14 protein-coding genes and 3 pseudogenes are annotated in these 19,332 nt (G+C 69.2%); 6 read left to right on the forward strand and 11 right to left on the reverse strand.

The window, feature by feature from the left end; translation table 11 throughout:
* Positions 1-199: pseudogene (locus tag ACZ5SK_RS44640) on the reverse strand (hypothetical protein); the annotation flags it as partial.
* An 844-nt stretch (positions 200-1,043) separates the two neighbouring features.
* Between ACZ5SK_RS44640 and istA the strand changes: the two are divergent.
* Complete coding sequence (gene istA, locus ACZ5SK_RS44645) at positions 1,044-2,093, forward strand: IS21 family transposase (RefSeq protein ID WP_361709916.1); 1,050 nt, start codon at positions 1,044-1,046, stop codon at positions 2,091-2,093.
* A gap of 244 nt (positions 2,094-2,337) precedes the next feature.
* Here the strand turns inward: istA and ACZ5SK_RS44650 are convergent, their stop codons facing one another.
* Both ACZ5SK_RS44650 and ACZ5SK_RS44655 read right to left on the reverse strand, forming a co-directional pair.
* Entirely contained in the window at positions 2,338-2,994 is a 657-nt protein-coding gene (locus ACZ5SK_RS44650; RefSeq protein ID WP_361709913.1) for a hypothetical protein, read from the reverse strand.
* Positions 2,991-3,872 carry an ABC transporter ATP-binding protein gene (locus ACZ5SK_RS44655; protein ID WP_361709910.1) on the reverse strand — a complete coding sequence of 294 codons (882 nt, stop codon included), beginning with the start codon at positions 3,870-3,872 and terminating at the stop codon, positions 2,991-2,993. The genes ACZ5SK_RS44650 and ACZ5SK_RS44655 overlap by 4 nt, the downstream gene beginning before the upstream one ends.
* A gap of 136 nt (positions 3,873-4,008) precedes the next feature.
* Here ACZ5SK_RS44655 and ACZ5SK_RS44660 point away from each other — a divergent pair.
* Positions 4,009-4,671: pseudogene (locus tag ACZ5SK_RS44660) on the forward strand (transposase family protein); the annotation flags it as partial.
* A gap of 171 nt (positions 4,672-4,842) precedes the next feature.
* On the opposite strand, the gene ACZ5SK_RS44665 reads toward ACZ5SK_RS44660, so the two are convergent.
* A complete protein-coding gene (locus ACZ5SK_RS44665; protein ID WP_334583465.1) occupies positions 4,843-5,352 on the reverse strand; it encodes an AMIN-like domain-containing (lipo)protein in 510 nt (169 codons plus the stop codon).
* Between the two features lie 695 nt (positions 5,353-6,047).
* Here ACZ5SK_RS44665 and ACZ5SK_RS44670 point away from each other — a divergent pair.
* Positions 6,048-6,407: pseudogene (locus ACZ5SK_RS44670) on the forward strand (cysteine hydrolase family protein); the annotation flags it as partial.
* A gap of 296 nt (positions 6,408-6,703) precedes the next feature.
* On the opposite strand, the gene ACZ5SK_RS44675 reads toward ACZ5SK_RS44670, so the two are convergent.
* Entirely contained in the window at positions 6,704-6,976 is a 273-nt protein-coding gene (locus tag ACZ5SK_RS44675) for an LLM class flavin-dependent oxidoreductase (protein ID WP_334583466.1), read from the reverse strand.
* A gap of 431 nt (positions 6,977-7,407) precedes the next feature.
* On the opposite strand from ACZ5SK_RS44675, the gene ACZ5SK_RS44680 reads away from it, so the two are divergent.
* The 3 genes from ACZ5SK_RS44680 to ACZ5SK_RS44690 all read left to right on the forward strand — a co-directional run bounded on the left by ACZ5SK_RS44680 (position 7,408) and on the right by ACZ5SK_RS44690 (position 11,514).
* A complete protein-coding gene (locus ACZ5SK_RS44680) occupies positions 7,408-7,887 on the forward strand; it encodes a MarR family winged helix-turn-helix transcriptional regulator (RefSeq protein WP_329224276.1) in 480 nt (159 codons plus the stop codon).
* 133 nt (positions 7,888-8,020) lie between these two features.
* Positions 8,021-10,465 carry an MFS transporter gene (locus tag ACZ5SK_RS44685; RefSeq protein ID WP_468577802.1) on the forward strand — a complete coding sequence of 815 codons (2,445 nt, stop codon included), beginning with the start codon at positions 8,021-8,023 and terminating at the stop codon, positions 10,463-10,465.
* Between the two features lie 230 nt (positions 10,466-10,695).
* Entirely contained in the window at positions 10,696-11,514 is an 819-nt protein-coding gene (locus tag ACZ5SK_RS44690) for a YceI family protein (RefSeq protein ID WP_468577804.1), read from the forward strand.
* A gap of 536 nt (positions 11,515-12,050) precedes the next feature.
* Here ACZ5SK_RS44690 and ACZ5SK_RS44695 read toward each other — a convergent pair.
* From ACZ5SK_RS44695 to hpaB, 6 genes are all read right to left on the reverse strand, one after another.
* Complete coding sequence (locus ACZ5SK_RS44695; RefSeq protein WP_326672493.1) at positions 12,051-12,659, reverse strand: TetR/AcrR family transcriptional regulator; 609 nt, start codon at positions 12,657-12,659, stop codon at positions 12,051-12,053.
* A gap of 288 nt (positions 12,660-12,947) precedes the next feature.
* Positions 12,948-13,952, reverse strand: a complete 1,005-nt coding sequence (gene hpaD / locus ACZ5SK_RS44700; RefSeq protein ID WP_361709899.1) for a 3,4-dihydroxyphenylacetate 2,3-dioxygenase — start codon at positions 13,950-13,952, stop codon at positions 12,948-12,950.
* The gene (gene hpaE / locus ACZ5SK_RS44705; RefSeq protein WP_457495861.1) at positions 13,949-15,436 is read right to left on the reverse strand and encodes a 5-carboxymethyl-2-hydroxymuconate semialdehyde dehydrogenase; all 1,488 of its coding nucleotides are present in this window, start codon (positions 15,434-15,436) and stop codon (positions 13,949-13,951) included. Before hpaE ends, hpaD begins: the two co-directional genes overlap by 4 nt.
* Positions 15,433-16,380, reverse strand: coding sequence for a 4-hydroxy-tetrahydrodipicolinate synthase (gene dapA, locus ACZ5SK_RS44710; RefSeq protein WP_334583472.1), 948 nt, complete (start codon positions 16,378-16,380; stop codon positions 15,433-15,435). The genes hpaE and dapA overlap by 4 nt, the downstream gene beginning before the upstream one ends.
* The gene (locus ACZ5SK_RS44715) at positions 16,377-17,834 is read right to left on the reverse strand and encodes a fumarylacetoacetate hydrolase family protein (RefSeq protein WP_457495862.1); all 1,458 of its coding nucleotides are present in this window, start codon (positions 17,832-17,834) and stop codon (positions 16,377-16,379) included. The genes dapA and ACZ5SK_RS44715 overlap by 4 nt, the downstream gene beginning before the upstream one ends.
* Positions 17,835-17,849: 15 nt before the next feature.
* Positions 17,850-19,301 (reverse strand): 4-hydroxyphenylacetate 3-monooxygenase, oxygenase component, encoded by a 1,452-nt coding sequence (gene hpaB / locus ACZ5SK_RS44720; RefSeq protein WP_457495863.1) that lies wholly within the window; start codon positions 19,299-19,301, stop codon positions 17,850-17,852.
* Positions 19,302-19,332: the final 31 nt, after the last annotated feature.

A 19,332-nucleotide genomic window follows, 5' to 3' on the forward strand; every position in this document is an offset into this window, starting at 1 on the left:
CGACGAGGACCTGCTGACCGGCGCGCAGTCCGGCCAGGTGGGCCGCGTCGGTCGCGCCGATCTCGCGCAGCAACCGGTGATGGTGCTCCATCAGGCGCTTGGAGACGTCGATGCCGAGAGTGCTCAGCTCGGCGCTCAGGGCTTCGCGTCCGCTCATCTCCGGCAGGCCGCTCGGCTCCACTCCCCCAACAGCGCTCGCGTCTGCGTGCAAGGCCTTGAAGGCAAGCGGGTCATGCACGCGCGAGTGAGATCCGGATCCGACTACGGAGGATTGGGGCTGTTGTCCCCGATGCCAAGGAATTCCTTCGGCAAGAGGAGCGTCAACCAGGCCCAGTCGAAGAGCTAGGTACGGAGAAGTCCGTGGATGAGTCGAACGGATTCCAGTCCTGAGAGGTCGTGTAGTGCGGAACCGTCAGCGTGGGGACCACGGCCCTGGCGGCGTCCGGCCGGCGCCCCGGGCTAGGTGTGATCGCCTTGCCCCGGTCGTATGCGAGGCGGATCTCGTTGGTCCTGCCCTGTCCAACTCCGTGAACACCGATGATGCGCATGCCACCCCCTGTGGTCTCGCTGGTTCCGCTATCCCCGCCGGTACACCCCCGGCGGCCCCTCGCCGCGTCAGCACCGTGTCGCAGGTCTTCTGGTTCACGATCGAGACCGGCTGGTGCGCGAGCATGGCGAAATAGAGGTCTGCGGAGCAAGTCCGCTGCCCTTGAGCGGTGAACTGCCGCATTTCCAGACCGGTGAGATCCGTTTTCCCTGTTCAGAGGCGGTTTGGGTGAGTGCAGTGGGCTGACTGAGCGTTTCCCAACCTGACTTATGAGTATTTCAATACCGCCCGTTGACGGCGGCCGTGGCAAAGTCCAGATGTGCGGCCAGCCGAGTCCAGGCTGATGGCCACCGAAATTCCAGGTGGATGGCCGTCTGACCAGTGGTGTTCCTGATCACTTCCTTAACTGGAGGAGACCCCTCCGACCGTTTGCTGGTGTTTGCACGCATCAGCTACCGGCCGGAGAGGTCCTGTGACGAAGTCTGACACGGAGATTATGGAAATCCTTGAGGCGTACGACCTGACGGGCACGGTCTGGTCGGCGGCGGCCCTGGCGGGGCACGACCCGAAGACGGTCAAGCGGTATGTCGAGGCCCGCAACGGCGGGCGCAATCCCTATGAGCGAGAGCCGCGGCCGAAGATGATCGACGCGTTCCTGGAGAAGGTCGAGGAGTGGGTCGAGCAGTCGAAGGCGACGATCCGCGCCGATGTGGTCCACGAGAAGCTCGTGAAGATGGGCTACCGGGGCAGCGCACGCTCGACGAGACGGGCGGTGAACGCGGCGAAGACCGCGTGGAAGGCGGGCAAGCGCCGGACGTACCGGCCGCGGATTCCCGAGCCGGGCCGGTGGCTGCAGTTCGACTGGGGCGAGGGTCCGCGCATCGGCGGCCGGCGGACCTGGCTGTTCTGTGCATGGCTGTCCTGGTCGCGGTTCAGGGTGGTGATCCCGGTCTGGGACTGCACGTTGGGCACGCTGGTGGCCTGCCTGGACACCACGCTCAGGCGGATCGGCGGGGCGCCGACGTATGTGCTGACCGACAATGCGAAGACGGTCACCGTCGAGCACATCGCCGGGATCCCGGTACGTCATCCGCAGATGGTTGCCGCGGGCCGGCATTACGGCTGCCAGGTGGTCAGTTGCGTGCCCTACGACCCCGAGTCGAAGGGTGGTGCGGAGGCCACGGTCCGCATCGCGAAGGCAGACCTGGTGCCCACCAACGCGAACCTGCTGTCCGCCTACGACACCTTCGCCGAGCTCGCCGATGCCTGCCTGACCTGGTGCGATGCGGTGAACTCGCGCCGTCACCGGGCGACCGGGCAGATACCCGCGAGCCGTCTGGACGTCGAACGCACCACGCTGCATGTCCTGCCCGTCGAGCCGCTCGCGCTCGCGCTGGGCGAGGAGAGGCTGGTCGGCTCGGACCAGACTCTCGCGGGCGCGAGCACCGACCGCCTGATGCACCACGCTCACCTCGTGACCACCACCGGCGACTCGCATCGCCTCGCCGAGGCCCTCGCCGGGAAGGGAGTGGTCCCCCTGAACTGACCCCCGCCCCCAGGAACACCACTGGCCACGCACCTGGGTTTCTGATGGCCACCAGCCTGGACACCCAACGGCCACCCACCTGGGCATCTCAATGACCGTTGACACCCGTTTGCGTGCGTACCGTTGGTCGATCGGCAGCTGCTTGGGGTCCATGAGCGCCGAAGGGGCCAGGAGAGCGGGAGGCATCCGTCCTGCTGAACGGTGCTGCGCCGCCTGCGCCGGTGCGGGCACACTGCCGTAGGACTCATGCCTTTTTGCGGGAGATCGACTGTGTGATAGCTATTGCGGCCCCCAATAAGCCCGCGGCGGTGGCAAGCAGGAAGCTCGTGGGCACCAGGGCAGCCGTCGAGTCCGGTGTGTTCTGCAGGTGAGTGAGCATGACGTTGACCGGTGAGACGCTTTTGCCCAGCAGCGCGGCCAGCAGGAGCATCAGGGCTAGGACAAGTGCGTAGCCCTGCCGCCGGAACACCAGCCGCGAGCTGACCAGTCCGATCGCGATGCCGGTGAAGGCGCAGGTAAGTTGGGCCTCGGTCCCCAGCACCAGGTCCACAAGGCCGGGTGTGTGGGGCCCGAACATCAGCGGCAGCACCAGACCGGCAGCCGTCAGCAGCAGGCACCACACAGCTGCTGTCCCAGCCGTTGCGAGCAGGACGCGTAGATGGCTGCCGGTGCTGACGACGACGATCGAGCGGTGTGGCTCGTCCTCGAGACCGATCAGTGCCATGGTCAGCCAGACCGAGCACAGCAGCATGGCCCCGGCCACCGAGGCGTAGGTCGCGGTGAGCGGGCCGGTGTCGCTGCTGGTCAGCACGGCCACCAGACCGAGAAACAGCAGCAGCGGCGCGAGGTAGCGCTGGGAGAGCAGTAGCACCGAAAACATGTAGCGGACCAGGGCGATCACTGAGCGGTCCTCCTCGCGTCGACCCGGGAACCGTGTTTGTCCGCAGTCCCGGCCAGGCTCACCACTGACCACCGATGCTGCAGCGCCGTCAGCAGCACGGCGTCCGAGTACTTCCGGGCTACCCGCAGGACAACCTCCCCATCGCGCTGGACGGTGTCCACGACGCCCGGTAACGCGGACCAGTCCACCTCGACCGGCATGATGTCGGTGGGTGGCACGGTCAGGACCAACTCGATCATCAAGGCGCGCCTCCCGGCGTGCCGGCCGCCGCGCCAGGTGACCCGGCCGTCGCTGATGACGTAGGCGCCGCTGGCGTGCGTCTCGTTGATCGCCTCGCGGTGGTCGGTGAAGAACGCCGCCCCGCCCCGCGCAGCCACTTCGGCGATCAACTCGGCGAGGACACCGTGGGCCGAGGCGTCCAGACCTGACCAGGGTTCGTCGAGGACCAGCAGGTCGGGCTGAACAAGCAGGGCCTGGGCGAGCGCCACCTTCTGCGCGTTGCCCTTCGACAGCGTGCGCAACGACGCGTTCCGCCCGCCCACCAGGGACAGCCGCTCCAGCAGGTGATTTCCTCGGGCACGGGCGGCGGAGGCTGACATGCCACGGATACGCCCAATGTGGGTGAGGTAGGAGATGGCCGAGATGCGGTCATGGGCGGTGAAGCGGTCCGGTACGTAACCGATGTGTGGTGGTCGGCCCGACACGGTCCCGGAGGTGGGCTGCGTCAGTCCGACGAGGATCCTCAGCAAGGTTGACTTCCCCGAGCCGTTGGTACCCACCACCGCGAGGACGTCTCCGGTCGAGACCTGCATGTCCACGTCGCTGAGGACCCACCGTCCTCCGCCGTAACGCTTGCCGACCGCCTCGCAACGTAACAACTCGACTCCTCAATTGTGGCCTGCACGCTGACCCTTTCAGCCTGGCAAGCGGGCTTTGCAGTTAAGCTGACAGGCAAGTGAAGCCCCTGGTAGATGGGTTTTCGACCAAGAGAACCGTCTCCACCAGAGGCTTCGCGTGCTTGTTTACCCGTCCGGCATCGACGTGTCCAGCTCCGCCCTCCGCTTCCTCTCCGCCCGTCTGCGAGAGCACCGCCGCGCCCTCGGCACCCGATGGCGGCGCCTCAGCGCGGGCCGCCAGGCCCTGCTCGCCCTCGCCCACCTGCGCAGTGGACACACCTACGCCCAGCTCGCAGCCGGTTTCGGTGTCGGTACCACCACCGTCTACCGCTACGTCACGGAAGCCGTCGAGGTCCTGGCCGCTCTTGCGCCCACCATCGCGGAAGCCGTCAAGACCGCGTCGACGAAGGCATTCGTGATTCTGGACGGGACGTTGCTGCCGATCGACCGGATCGCCGCCGACCGGCCCTTCTGCTCTGGCAAACACCAGAAGCACGGCATGAACGTGCAGGTCATCGCCGATCCTAAGGGTCGTCTCCTGTGGGCCTCACCAGCCTTGCCCGGGGCCGTACACGACATCCGGGCGGCCCGCGAGAACGGCATCATCGATGCACTCTCCGAGGCCGGCATCCCCTGCTGGGCCGACAAGGGATACCGCGGTGCCGGAGGCACGGTTCGAGTCCCCTACCGAGGCAGGTGGGAAAACCTGTCCAAGGGCCAGCAGGCAGTCAACCGCTCCCACGCGAAAATCCGGGCCCTGGTCGAACAGGCCATTGCCTCGCCTCCCCCACGTAGTAGTCGGCGCCGGGACTCGTAGCTGCCGCACACGCTCCCACCACGACGCCCCTCCCGGCGAAATCCCTGACGTACTTGCGCTCCAAGTCGAGGATGATCTTTGCCGGTGCCGCCCTCGTGCGAGGCGGTGCGCGACCCCAGGATCCGTCAAGGCACCTCAGTGCGAGGAACGGCAGGTGTTGTGGTGGGCGATGTCGAGGACGAAGCGCTCGGGGCGGTGTAGCTGCTTCGTCGTGTAGGAGGGCTTGCTGTCGAACGCGGCCCCGAAGGTGACGACGCCCTCGAAGTCGCCGGTCAGTGCGAAGCCCTTGAGTTTCGGCAGACTCAGCTTGATCAGGCGCGGGCCTTTGTAGACGTTCCTGCCCGCGTTGTTGTGGGCTGCGGCTGGGGAGAGCTTGATCTCCAGGAAGTGCTTCCCGGCCAGCGGGACCTTCTTCCCCGAGCTGTCGTAGCGGAGTTCCTTGACACGCGTGACGGTGGTCGGCGGCAGTTTGCCCTTCACAGCGATGACGACCCGGTCGAAGGAGCAGTGACCGGCGATCCTCGCGTTGACGATCAGACTCGTGGACGGTGCCGGGGACGTGGCGGCGGCAGAGGCCGACGCCGCGGTGCCGGCCAGCAGGAGTGCGCTCGCGGTGATGGCCATGAGGCGATGGCGGGTGTACATGACGCCCCCTTATGAGACGTCGGGGACTGGTGGTCACAGTATGAGACATATGTGAGGGTTCATACGGTTGCACGCTTTGGTGATTGACTCTCATGTACTGAAGTGCGACCGCCGACCTCGATGATCGCCGGCATACCTGCTCGCCGCCCAACGCCGCGAACGCGCCCCCGCGTACGCAGTGAGAGAGGCGTCCGACGGGGAGGCCGCCCCATCACTCAGGCAACCTGAACCGCACCTCATCCCTCGGGCAGCAACCGCCCTTGACAGCGACGAACCGCATCATCAACCTCCGAGGTCAACAGCCTCGGGAGCAGCCGGCGCAGAGCCTCCGCCTGCTGCCGCAACCGCTTCGCCACTGTCCTTCCGTTGACGGCTGACGTGGGCACATCCTGAAGCGTCCCGCACTCGAGGGCCACCCAGAGGCAGTCAAGCGACGCTGAGCGTGTGGCGCCGCCGTCCCTCGACACACGAATCCTCGTGGTCACCTCCGGTTCACGCGGTCCCAGGTAAACACCGAGCCGACACGACAGCGGACCGACCGCTCCATCTCCACCGCCCCCCGACCACCGCAACGGCGAGGTACCCGCCCTCCCGCTGCTGCTCACCCTGGCCGCCAGTGCCGCCGCCCCCGGCTTCCTCGGCACCCTGCCCCTGGGCCGCGACCGCGTCCGCGCACAGGAGGGGGCGGTGACCGTATGACAACCGGCTGGCTTGCCGTCATCGACATGCAGGACGTCTTCGCCGACCCCGCGAGCCCCTGGGCGGCTCCCCGCTACACCGAGGCGGCGGCAGGCGTACGACGCCTGCTGCCGGCCGTCGGCGAACGTGTCACCTTCACCCGCTTCATCGCCCCCGCGCAGCCCACCGGCGCCTGGCGCGCCTACTACGACCGCTGGCCCTTCGCGCTCCAGCCGGCCGACGCCCCTCTCTGGCGACTGACGGACGAGTTCGCACCCCTCGCGCACGACACCCTGGACGCCTCGACCTTCGGCAAGTGGACGCCCGCGCTCGCCTCCCGGGTCGCACCGACGGGCCGCCTGGTCCTGGCAGGCGTCGGTGAACCCCAGTCGACCGAGACTGTATACGTACTGTGATTCGGCGCGTTTGATGATGGACCGCACGATCGTGCGGGCGATGTCCCGCGCACGCTGCCGATCGGTGTCGGGCACGGTCGCCAGCATCTGGATCAGCAGCTTGTCCGGACCGAGGGTCTCCCTGGCGGCGGCGATCTGTTCGGGCGGCACCGCCGCGGGCAGCGCGCCATCGGCGCGCTCGCCGGCCAGCGCGAGCATCTTCGGCCCCACCCCCGCCAGCAGCCGGGGGTACTGCGCGTCCGGAGGCGGTGCGATGGTCAAGGGCGGTCGAGGTAGCTGCGCAGTTGAGCCAGCGGCCGGTCGTAACGCAGGCCGACTGCGGCCGCCTGATCCGCTTTGCCGGTGCCGATGCCGAGCACGAAACGCCCGGGATAGCCGTCGGCCAGCACGGCCGCGGCGCCGTGCATGGTTCGCCCGGGTCGTGCCCACATGTTGGCGATGCCGGAACCGACCACGATGCGCTCGGTCGCCGCAAGCCAGATACCGAGCTGCGCGAAGACGTCCTTGCCGCCGATGGCCGGCGGGAGCACCCCCCTCGGACCAGATGCTGAACTGGGCCTGGCCACCAGGACGTTGCAGGAAGACGACCATCCGCCGGGCGACCCTGCGGGCGACATAGGTGCCGTAGTCGTTCTCGACGATGGCCGGGGCCAGGGCCGTGCCCGCGCCGATGCCTGCGCGGGTGACGAAGAGGCCAGGAGGAAGAGAAGGTCGGGATCCACCTTGATACGGGGGTACTCCCGGGCCCGCGCGCAGTGCGCCCAGCGGGTCCAGTGCCTCGGAGACGGTGTCCGGTCAGCTCCTCCGGTACGTCGTGCGTGCCCGAGACGGAGGCCAAGTCGGCTGGTACACCTTCCGGCACCAGAAGGGTGTCGATGGAGCCGGGATGGTGTCGTTGGTGAGCCTCTCCCGACAATCAGTATTTTGACATAGGTGTCTCCTCATATATAGCTTGGTGGGCGTGTCCGGAGTCAGCGAGGCTCGCCCGAGCCAGAGCATCGGCCACGTGGCCGCGGGCCTCGTGGCGTGCCTGCCCGCGCTGAACCGGTCCATCGAACGGGGCATCGCAGGCCAACTGCCCTACCCCAAGCTCCCCGAGCGGCAGCTGGCGCTGCTTCAGTACGTCGCCGAGCACGACGGCGCCACCGTCCACAAGGCGGCCGGCGCGCTGCGGATGATGCCGAACAACGTCAGCGCCCTGGTCACCCGCCTCACCGAAGCGGGCCTGCTCGAGCGGCACCAGGACGACACCGACAGGCGCGTCGCGCACCTGCGTGTCACGGCCAAGGCCCGTCAGCGCATCAGTGAGGTCGAGGACATCGCGGCGGCGCAGCTCGCGTCCGCGCTGCGTACCCTCACCGACGGCGACCTCGAGGCCCTCGGCTCGGCACTCGGCGCCCTCGAGGCTCTCACCCGGCGCCTGCGCGACCACTGCGCCTGACCGCTCCTCCTGACCGGTCCGGCTCCCCGTACGCCCAGTGCCCTTGCCGCCGCTGCGGCCAGGCCGGGTTGTGCCGCCCCCCATGTCCATGCGCCCGCATCTGCGCGCTACACGTCCCGAGGACACCTCACCCATGTCTGTCGCCGCTGTGTCCACAGCGCCCCCTCCCGTATCCGACCCCCACCCCCGTGGTCTTCGCGCCAACCCCTGGCTGACGCTGATCGCCGTCGCCTTCGGCCTGTTCATGGTTGGCCTCGACGGCTCCGTCGTCTCGATCGCCAACGCCGAGATCGCCCGCGACCTGAACGCCACCACCGCCGAACTCCAGTGGGTCACCAACTCCTACCTGCTCGCCCTCGCCGCCGCCCTCATCCTCGGCGGCAAGCTCGGCGACCGCTTCGGGCGCCGCACCCTCTACCTCGTCGGCGTCGTCGGATTCACCGCCGCGTCCGTCGCGATCGGCCTCGCCGGCTCGATCGAGGGCGTCATCGCCTTCCGCGCCCTGCAGGGCCTCTTCGGCGCGATGCTCATGCCCAACACCCTCGCACTCCTGCGCGCCGTGTTCCCGCCGAAGAAGTTCGGCATGGCCGTCGGCATCTGGGCGATGATCTCGTCCGTCTCCACCGCGCTCGGCCCGATCGTCGGCGGGCTGCTCGTCGAGCACGTCAACTGGGAGTCCGTCTTCTACATCAACGCCCCCATCGGCGTGATCGCCCTCGTCTTCGGTCTCCTGGTGCTGCCGCAGTCCAGGAACGAGGCCGCCGCAAACGAGAAGTTCGACGTGCCCGGCGTCGTGCTGCTCGCGCTCGGACTGCTCGCCGTCGTCTTCGGCGTCGTCAAGGGCGAGACCTGGGGCTGGACTTCGGCCGGCACGCTCGGCGCGATCGTCGGCGGTGTCGTCGTCCTGGTCCTCTTCGGCTGGTACGAGACCCGCGTCGCGCACCCTCTCCTGCCCATGCGACTGTTCCGCAACCCGGCCCTGACCATCGGCACCGTCGTCACCGCGCTGAACTTCTTCGTCCTGCTCGGCGTGATCTTCTTCGTGATGCTGTACCTGCAGAACGTACGCGGCTTCACGCCCGTCGAGTCCGGTGTGCGCACCCTGCCGCTCAGCCTCGTCTCCATGGTGGCCTCGCCGCTCGGCGCGAAGCTCACCGAGAAGTTCGGGGCGCGCCTGACCATGCCGCTCGGGATGGTGCTGCAGGCCGGCGCCGCGTTCGCGATGCTCTCATGGAGCGCCGACTCCTCGTACGCCACCATGTGGCCGCCGTTCGCCGCGCTCGGCCTCGGCGTCGGCATGGTGATGTCCGCGTCCTCCGACGCGATCGTCGGCAACGCCCCCGTCAAGGACGGCGGTGTCGCGGGAGGCCTCCAAGCCACCTCGCTCCAGATCGGCGGCGCGCTCGGCACCTCGGTGCTCGTCTCGATCATCAGCAGCCGGGTCAGCTCCACACTCACCGACTCACTTACCGACGCGGGCGTGCCCCACTCGGCAGCCGCTGGCTTCGAGGAGGCGAAGGACGCGGTCGCGATGGGCGTCGCCCCGGTCTCCGACGCGATGCCCGCACAGCTCAGGGCGGCCGTGGTGGAGGGCAGCCACACCGCCTTCATGAACGGCGTCCACACGGCCGTCCTGGTCACCGGCATCCTCGCCCTCGTGGGCGCCGCCCTCGCGGCACTCGGCCTCCGCGGCCGCAGCAACGAGCGGGTGTCGAGCCCGGTTTCCTCCGAGGCCGCGCCCGTCGACACGGCCCAGCCACGCACTACGGCTGTCCCGACGGCGACCGCGAGCGTCACGGCCGAGATCCCGTCCTCCGGCGGCACACCGGTCAGCGGCCACGTCATCGGAGCCGAGTCGGCGCCGGTGCCGCGGGCAGCCGTCACCCTGATCTCGCTGGGCGGGCGGCAGGCGGGCCGCGTGGTGGCCCACCCGGACGGTTCGTACACGGTGGACGCGCCCGGCGCGGGAAGCTACGTGCTCATCGCCTCCGCCGAGGGCTACCAGCCACAGGCGTCCACCATCGTGGTCGGCGACGAGCCGGTCTCGTACGACATCATGCTCTCCGGCACCAGCGGCCTGGTCGGCACAGTCAGGTCGGCCGATCCCAAGAAGCCGGTCGTCGGCGCCATGGTGGTCGCGGCCGACGTGCGCGGTGACGTGCTCGCCGCCGGACTGACCGACACGGACGGCACTTTCAGCTTCGCCGAGCTGGTGCCTGGCCAGTTGACCCTCGCGGTGACCGCGGTCGGCTACCGGCCGATCGCGCTGCCCATCGAGATCGCCGCGCACGGCGTCACCAGGACCGAGGTCGAGCTGTCCTCCGGTTCGCAGGTGCAGGGCGTGGTCACGGCGGCGGGCCGGCCGCTGAACGACGCACGGGTCACGCTCATCGACGCGGTCGGCAATGTCGTGTCCAACGCAACCACCGGGGAGGACGGCGGCTACGCCTTCGCCGACCTGGACCGCGGCGAGTACACGGTCCTCGCGACCGGCTACCCGCCGAAGGCCACCCACCTGACCGTGCACGGGTCCGGTGTGGACGGCCACGACATCGAGCTCTCCCACCCGGGCGAGTGACGGTCGCCGGGCCGGGCGCGCCGAGAGCGGCGGCGCGCCCGGCCCGGTCGGACTGAATCCCGGACCCGGTGGTGGTGAACGGCAGGGGACGGCCTGCCACCACCGGTCCGGGATTGACACGCCAGGCATGACTACCAGGGCCCCTGACAGGACGGGGGAACCCTGGTCGCGGGTGGTCAGCACCCGCGAGAGCGGCGCCGGTTGCGGCGCGAGAAAGGTGTACCCACCCCATGGGACTCAGTGCGCGGATTCGTACGAAGGACGGCTGGGCGCTGCCGCACGCCGTCATCACAGTGACCGACATGACCGGCGCCCAGATGCTGCGGGCCGAGGCCGACGACGAGGGCGAGGTACACGACGCCGCACGGTTCGCCCCGGGCTCGTACGTGGTGATCGTGACAGCGGTCGGATACACGCCGCAGGCCGGCACGACGCTGGTCACCGCCTCCGGGCGGGCCGACGCCGGCACCTTGGTACTCGCCCGGCAGGGCGGCACCGAGCTGCCACCGCCCGGGCCCTGGACCATCGACCCGGCGCACTCCGCGGTCGGCGCGGTCGCGCAGCACCTCGGGATCTCCAGCGTGCGCGGCCGGTTCACCGACTTCTCCGGCCGCATCGAAATCGGGCAGGACGTCGAGAAGTCACGGGTCGAGGCGATCGTCAACTCCGCGTCGATCGACACGGGGAACGGCATGCGGGACGGGCACCTGCGGTCCGCCGACTTCCTGAACGTGGAGGACTTCCCACAGATCATCTACCGGTCGGTGGGACTCTCCGCGGTCGGTCAGGACCGATGGTCGGTGCACGGCGAACTGACCCTGCGCGGCATCTCCCGGCAGGTCGACCTCGACCTCGCCTACTTGGGAACCGGGCCCGATCCGTGGGGCGGGACACGGGCCTCGTTCAAGGCGACGGCGGAGCTGAAGCGGGACGATTTCGCAATGAGCTACAACCAGGTCGTCACGGCCGGGATCGCAGCGATCGGGACCACCCTGCGGGTGGAGCTCGACATCCAGGCTGTGCAGGGCCAAGCCCTACCGACCATGTGAACCGGCTGGCGGTCGGCCTCGGCACAGCGGCGACGAGGAACCGGGCGCCGGTCACCTCCGGGATCAGATGGTGAGCGGACGAGGCGCACCGGACGCCCCGTCCGGCTCCCGTTCCGCGACTGACGGCCGAAGCAGCGGCAGGGCCGGCACCTGCTGAGGAAGACCCGCAGCAACACCAACGGCATCGCGGCGGTGGGGTCCACCGAACTCCAGCCGTGGAATGTCGGCCCAGCAGGCGAGATACGGCCAGACCCGAGGCGATGACCGCCGGCCGTACCGCCCCCCAGGTCGACCGACCCGGCGGACGACGGCCACGCCGGTCTCCCCGCACTCGGCAATCTGTTTTCGCAGCCTCACCGGACCGGTGACGGTGCGCTACGCGGCCGGTCCCACGCGGATCGTCTTCGCCGAGGCCAACGATCACACCACGGTGCTCGGCACCGCCGGACTCGTCATCCCTCACCACCTCAGGCTCATCGCGTGACGAACGAGGCCTGCCCCAGGGCGGCCGCAGCAGACCGGGACGACAGACCGCGTCACGTGGCGCGGGTCAGCAGCGGCATGGCAACGCCGTCGACCAGATACTCGACGAACTCCTCATCCAGGGGAAGGCCGAGCAGCGCGTGGCGCATGAACAGGGCCGGCGCACAGAGCTCGTCGATGAATCGCACGTCCTGGTCCAGGGCGAGTTCTCCACGCCGTTCTGCGCGCTCGCAGACAGCCCGGACGGGCGGCACAGCGGGGATCAACAAGGGGCGCAGCTGCGCCGCCAGCTCGGCATCATTGCGCATGGTGACGAAAAGACCGCTGATCACGGCGCCTGGCTCGCCCCCCATCCACTCGGCGAGCAACTGGAGGTATGCCAGGAGGTCGCCACGCAGCGTGCCGGTGTCCGGCACCTGCAGGTCTTCGGCCGGGCGCAAGCTCATGGCCGTGGTCACCAGTTCCGCCTTGGTGGGCCAGTGCCGGTACAGCGTGGCCTTGCTCGTCCTGGCGCGGGTCGCCACTGCCTCGTAGTGCAGCCCCTGGTAACCGGACTCAGCGAGTATCTCGTAGACGGCTCGCAGGATGGTCCGCTCACGGCTTGCCGAGAGCCTCTTGGCAGGCCGGGTAACCGCCGTGGTCGGTGCCGCCGGCTCGGACATGGCACCCCCTCGCTCTGCAACGTGGACAATCTCGGCGCGTGCCCGAACGCTCGTTCCGCAATGGTGGAGTCGGGCAGTTGACCCAACAAAGTCGACGCTTTGGACGACTCCTTGATCCTTTAGGATACGCGGCAATCGACGCAGCCGCCGAACGGTTTCCGAGGTCGAGCGGCCCCTGCTGACCAGGGAGGATGCCGGTTTCAGCGGCCAGCGGGGCCAGATTCACGCTCCGGCCGCGCCGTGCTGGCCGCTCCGGTGCCGCACCCGGCACCGGAGCTGTTCACGCGGTCAGCCCAGTCCGTCCGCGCCGACCTGGACGGCGGACTCGTCCAGAAGTGAGCTGCTCACCGGCTGCTGCCGTCCGTCGAGGTCGAGGACCGGGGTCGCCTCCTTGTACCAGGACTCGATCACCGCGTTGCCCCAGAAGTCTCGGCGGCGGTCGTCGTTGACGTTCCACCGGTACGTCTCGTGGTCCGGGTCGCCGGTGTAGTAGTCCGAGGTGTAGATCTCCACCCGGTGGCCGTCGGGATCGCGCAGGTAGACGTAGAAGGCGTTGGAGACACCGTGTCGGCCGGGCCCGCGCTCGATGTGCTTCTCCTCGTGCAGCGCGCCGAAGATGTCGGCGGTGCGCAGCACCTGGTGGGACTCGTGGGTGGCGACGCCCAGGTGGTGCAGGCGGGGGCCGGCCCCGCCGGTGAAGGCGACGTCGTGGACGGTCTGCTTGCGGTACATCCAGGCGGCGTACAGCTCGTGTTCGTCGCCCTCGATGGTCTCCGAGCAGCCGAAGCCGAGGGACTGGTAGTGGGCGTAGGCGGCGGGGATGTCGGGGGTACAGATGTTGAAGTGGTCGAGGCGTGCGATCTGGGCGCCGCGGTGGAGGTCGTAACGCTGGATGAGGCGCTCACCACGCTCGATGTCGTGGAAGAACTCGACCGGGAAGCCGAGCGGGTCGACGACGCGTACGGCGTCCCCGACTCCGACCGTGCCCTCGCCCTTCTTCAACCGCTTGACGGGGCGGCCGAGTTCGGCGAAGAACTTCTCCGCCCTGTCGACGTCCTCAGGGGTGCGGACGCGGTAGGAGATGTGGTCGAGAGCGGCGATCTCACCCTTGCGCAGCACGAGCGAGTGATGGGTGAGTTCGTCGGTCCCGCGCAGGTAGAGGGAGTCGGCGTCCTCGTACTGGACGTGGAATCCGAGCATGTCCACCCAGAACCAGCGGGCCCTGGCCAGGTCGGTGACGGCGAGCTGTGCGTAGGCGGAGCGCACGACGTCCGGTGCGGCTGTTCCAGTCATCGGACGGCTCCGAATCGTGGGGTGTGGACGTCACCGAGAGCGACGTGGACGATCTTGGACTCGGTGTAGAAGTCGATGCTGTGGGCGCCGCCTTCCCGGCCGACGCCGGAAGCCTTCACACCACCGAAGGGGGTGCGCAGGTCACGGACGTTGTGCGAGTTGATCCAGACCATGCCGGACTCGACGGCGTGCGCGATGCGGTGACCGCGCTTGAGGTCCGAGGTCCAGATGTACGCGGCCAGGCCGAACTGGGTGGCGTTGGCCAGCTCGATCGCCTCGGCCTCGTCGTCGAAGGGCGCGACGGCCACGACGGGGCCGAAGATCTCCTCCTGGAAGATACGGGCGTCACGGGACACGTCGGCGAACACGGTCGGCTGGAGGTAGTTGCCCTCGGTGAGGTGGTCCGGGCGGGCGCCGCCCGCCGCCAGCCGGGCCTCCTTCTTGCCGATCTCGACGTAGTTCAGGACGCGCTCGTAGTGCTCCGTGTGGACCAGCGCGCCCACCTCGGTGGCGGGGTCGGAGGGCAGGCCGACCCTGACCCGTTCGGCTCGCTCGGCGAGGCGGCGGGTGAACTCCTCGTACAGCGGGCGCTCGACGAGCACCCGGGAACCTGCCGTGCAGCGTTCGCCGTTGAGCGAGAACACGCCGAAGACCACGGAGTCCAGGGCCGCCTCGATGTCCGCGTCGGCGAAGACGACGACCGGGGACTTGCCGCCCAGCTCCATCGACGTGGTCTTGAGGTGCTCGGCCGAGGAGCGGATGATGTGGCGGCCCGTGTCGGTCGAGCCCGTGAAGGAGATCAGCGGCACGTCCGGGTGGTCGACGAGAGCTTGCCCGGCCTCCTCGCCGATGCCGTGGACGATGTTCACGGCTCCGGCCGGCACGCCCGCCTCGGCGAAGATCTCAGGCCAGAGCGAGGCCGACAGAGGCGTCCACTCAGCGGGCTTGAGGATGAGCGTGCAGCCGGAGGCGAGGGCCGGCGCGAGCTTCCAGCTCTCCAGCATGAACGGGGTGTTCCACGGGGTGATCAGGCCGGCGACCCCGACCGCGGTGCGGACCACGTAGCTGAACTGCTCACCGCCCTGCCGGAAGGCCTCCTCGCCGAGCGCGACGATGACGTCGGCGAAGTAGCGGAAGTTCTCCGCGGCGCGCCGCGCCTGGCCCTTGGCCTGGGTGATCGGCAGGCCCGAGTCGTACGACTCGAACCGGGCGAGGCGGTCGTGGCGGGCCTCGACGGCGTCGGCGATGCGGTACAGGACGCGAGCGCGTTCGCGGTTGGATATGGACGACCAGCCGGGGAAGGCGGCCCGCGCTGCCTCGACGGCCCGCTGGACGTCGTCCCGCGCACCCCGTGCGGCCTGTGTGTAGGCGGTGTTGGACACCGGGTCGGTGACGTCGAAGGTACGGCCGTCGGCCGCGTCGACGAGTTCGCCACCGATCCAGTGCCGGATGGTCGAGGGCAGGCCCTCGGGGGCGGTGCTCACTTGTCGGCTCCGTTCGCTTGCGTTCCGAGCTGCTGCGTCAGGTCCCCGCCCTCGGCGAGGAGAGTGCGGATGCGGGCCAGGCCCGGGGCGGTGGGTGTGATGAGCGGCGGCCGTACGTGAGGCGAGGCGATCCGTCCCTGCTGGGCGAGGACCCACTTCGCCGGGGCCGGGTTGGTCTCCACGAAGAGCAGGTCCACCAGCGGGTGCAGGCGGTAGTGCAGGTCCCGCGCGCCGTCGAAGTCCCCCGACTCCCACAGCTCGTACATCCTTGCCACGGCGGTCGGCGCCAGGTTGGCCACGGCGCTGACGAAGCCGGCGCCCCCCAGGGCGAGCAGCGGCAGGCAGAGGAGTTCGATGCCGGACCACACCAGCAGCGAGCGGCCGCAGGCGTGCAGCACGCGGGAGAAGTGTTCGAAGTCCTTGGTGGTCTCCTTGACTCCGACGAAGTTGTCGAAGTCGGTGAACAGCCGCTTCACCGTCTCGGGGGCGATGTCGACCGCCGTGCGGGAGGGCACGTTGTACGCGACGATCGGCAGGTCCGGGAACTCCCGGGCGACCGTGGCATACCACTGGTACAGCGCCTCCTGGGTGGGGCGCGCGTAGTAGGGGGTGATCACCAGGGCCGCGTCCGCTCCCAGGTCCTGTGCGGCGGCCGTCAGCTCCAGGGTCTCGTTCAGCTTGTGCGAGCCGGTTCCGGGCAGGAAGGGCACCCGGTCGCCAATCTCCTCGACGGCCGTACGCATGGTGGCGATCCGCTCGGCGACGGTCTGTGCGCTGGGCTCGCCGGTGGAGCCGCCGAGCGAGATGCCGTGCGAACCGGACTCCAGCTGGAAGCGGATCAGGGAGCGGAGGCTGTCGTGGTCGACGGCGCCCTCGTCGGTGAACGGGGTGACGACCGGGGCGATGGATCCGCGGATGGTGGTGGGATCGCTGCGGAACTTCATGCGGTTTCTCCTTGCGACTCTTGCGAAGGGGCGTGGCTGCGGCGCCACTGCTCGAACGGTTCGTGCCAGTCGGGACCGAGGGGGTACAGCCCGTCGACGCTGTGCCCGGCACGCACCTGCTCGGTGATGAAGCGCTCTCGCAGCTCCTGCTCCCGGCAGTCGGCGATCAGCTCCACGGCCAGCTCGGGTGGCACGACCACGACACCGTCCGCGTCACCGACGATCAGGTCGCCCGGCTGCACCAGCGCGCCGCCACAGGCGATGGGCACGCCCGAGTCCCACGGGATGTGGCGGCGGCCCAGGACGGAGGGGTGCTCCCCGCCGTGGTAGACGGGCAGGCCGAGTTCGGTGACCGCGGCGCTGTCGCGCAGGCCGCCGTCGGTGACGACCCCGGCCGCACCACGCGTCTGGGCCCGCAGCGCGAGGATGTCGCCGAGGGTCCCGGCGGAGGTGTCGCGGCGTGCGTCCATGACGAGCACGTGGCCCGGCCTCAGCTCCTCGATCGCCCGCTTCTGGGCGTTCATACCGTTGCCGTACTTCTTGAAGAGGTCCTCGCGCAGCGGCAGATAGCGCAGGGTGTGCGCGACGCCGACCATGGTCCGGTCCGGCAGCGTGGGGCGGACACCGTCGATGGACATGTGCGGCAGGCCGCGGGCACGGAGCTGTGCGCTGAGGGTGGCGACTGCGACCGAGCGCAGCCCCTCCTCGACCCGCTTGTCCAGCAGGGGCGCGGGAGTGTACGCCGTCCCGTACGCGGCCTCCCGCTCCGCCGGATCGGCCTTGGGCATCGCCCCGTACGAGTCCAGGGCCGGCCCGGCGGCGACGGGATTGCGGAGGCGGCCGGTGGACAGCCCGTTTCCGGTCACCTCGACCTCGACCACGTCACCGGGGGCGACCACGGAGGCGCCGGCCGGCGTGCCGGTGAGGATGATGTCCCCCGGCTCCAGGGTGACCTGCCTCGACAGGTCCGCGATCAGCTCGCCGAACGGGAACAGCAGGGTGTCCGTGGTGTCGTCCTGGACCAGTTCGCCGTTGACCCAGGTCTGCAACCTCAGCGCGGCCGGGTCGAGTTGGCGTGCGTCCAGCAGTCGCGGTCCGATCGGCGTGAAGCCGTCTGCGCCCTTGGAGCGGAGGTTGGAGCCGCGGTCGGCGTAGCGCAGGTCGTACACACCGGCGTCGTTGGCGGCGGTCACCCATCGCACGTACTGCCAGCCGTTCTCGGGCCTCACCCGTTGCGCGCGCGAGCCGATGACGAGGGCGATCTCGCCTTCGAAGCCGAGGAGTTCGCATCCGTCGGGGCGGACGAGTGCCTCCTTGGTGCCCGCCAACGACGAGGGTGGCTTGAGGAAGTACGACGGATGGGCGGGGATCCGGCCGCGCTCCTTGGCGCGGCTGGGGTAGTTGAGATGCAGAGCGATGATCTTCGAGGGGGAGTTTCCGAGCGGGTGCGTCATGTCGTCCGTCCGGGATCAGGCGCGGTCGAGGAAGGCCTGGACCCTGGCCTTGTACGGCTCGCGGTCGTAGCTCTTCACGTACGCGCCGGCCATCCGGACCGGGTCGCCGAAGAAGTAGTACTCGTACAGGGCCTGGCGGCTGGAGAAGGCGGAGATGCAGGTGTCCCACACCAGGCGGAAGAGCTTCACGCGCTCGGGGCCGGTGAGGGTGGCCGACTGGAGGTACGCCTCGATGTCGGCGGCAGCGGGGCCCTGGATGTCGAGTTCGGTCGGGGTGGCCATGAGGCCGGAGGCGCCGAGCTTGCGCAGGATCTGCGGGAAGCGCTGGTACAGCTTGGGGTACAGGTTGCGGGCCGCGTTGAGCGGGGCGAAGGCCGGGGTCAGGACCCCGTACTCGTTGACCTCGGCGTCCGCCTCGGCGGCGCGCAGGAAGGCCCGCAACATCTCCAGCGTGGTGATGATCTCGGCGACGTCCTCCTGGACGTGCTGGAACTGCTCGATGCCGATGGCCTCGGTCAGCAGCGACACCAGGCCGAGGACGTACTCGGTCTTGGCGGTGGTGCGGGTGACGACCTGGTGGGTCATGTGCACCACGGAGGACGTCTGCGAGTAGAAGCCGTTGCACAGTTCCGCGTCGCCGAGGGCGAAGCAGCGCTCGTACGGCACGTGCACGTCGTCGAAGACGACGACGCAGTCGGACTCCTCGAAGCGGGAGGCGAGGGGGTGGTCGTGGCGCGGACGGTCGTAGTCGAGGGGTTCGCGGGCGATGTAGCGCAGGCCGGGGGTGTCGTTGGGGATGGCGAAGGCGTAGGAGTACGGCTTGTCCTCGGGGGTGCCGCGCAGCACGGTGGAGGGGAAGACGAGCATCTCGTCGGCGAACGGGGCGATGGTGGCGAGCATGCGCGCCCCGCTGATGACGACGCCGTTGTCGTCCTCCTTCACGATCCGCGCGGCGAGCTTGCCGCCGGCCTGCTGGGTGCCGGCCACGGACCGGTTGACCTGCGGCGGGATCAGCGTGTGGGTGCACAGCAGGTCCTCTTCGCGGACCTTCTCGTAGTAGCGGCGGATGTTCTCGCCGAAGGCGGGGTTGGCCTGGGCGAACCAGTCGGCGGCCGAGGCGAGCGCCATCAGGGAGCTGTTCATGTAGTCGCCGGTGCGGCCGAGCATGCCGTTGCTGTGGTCGGCCCACACCTTGAACGCCTTGCGGCGCTTGGCCAGGTCGTCCGGTGTCTTCGGGGTGAGGAAGGACGTGCCCACCGGCTCGCCGGACGTGGGCGAGGTGTAGGTGAGGGTGTCCTTGTGCTCGTCCGAGTGCTGGAGGTCGAACAGTTCGGCGTAGGTCTGGACGACGTTGCGGAAGGCGGGGTGGTCCTGGATGCCGCCGGTGACGGTCTCGCCCTGGATGTGGACGGTGGGGCGGGAGGCGGCGAGGCGCTCCAGGTATTCCTTGCCGGTGCGTGCGGCCATGGTGGTTCTCCTGTGGAGGTGATCAGCGGGG

Source organism: Streptomyces sp. NPDC031474 (genome assembly GCF_055581185.1).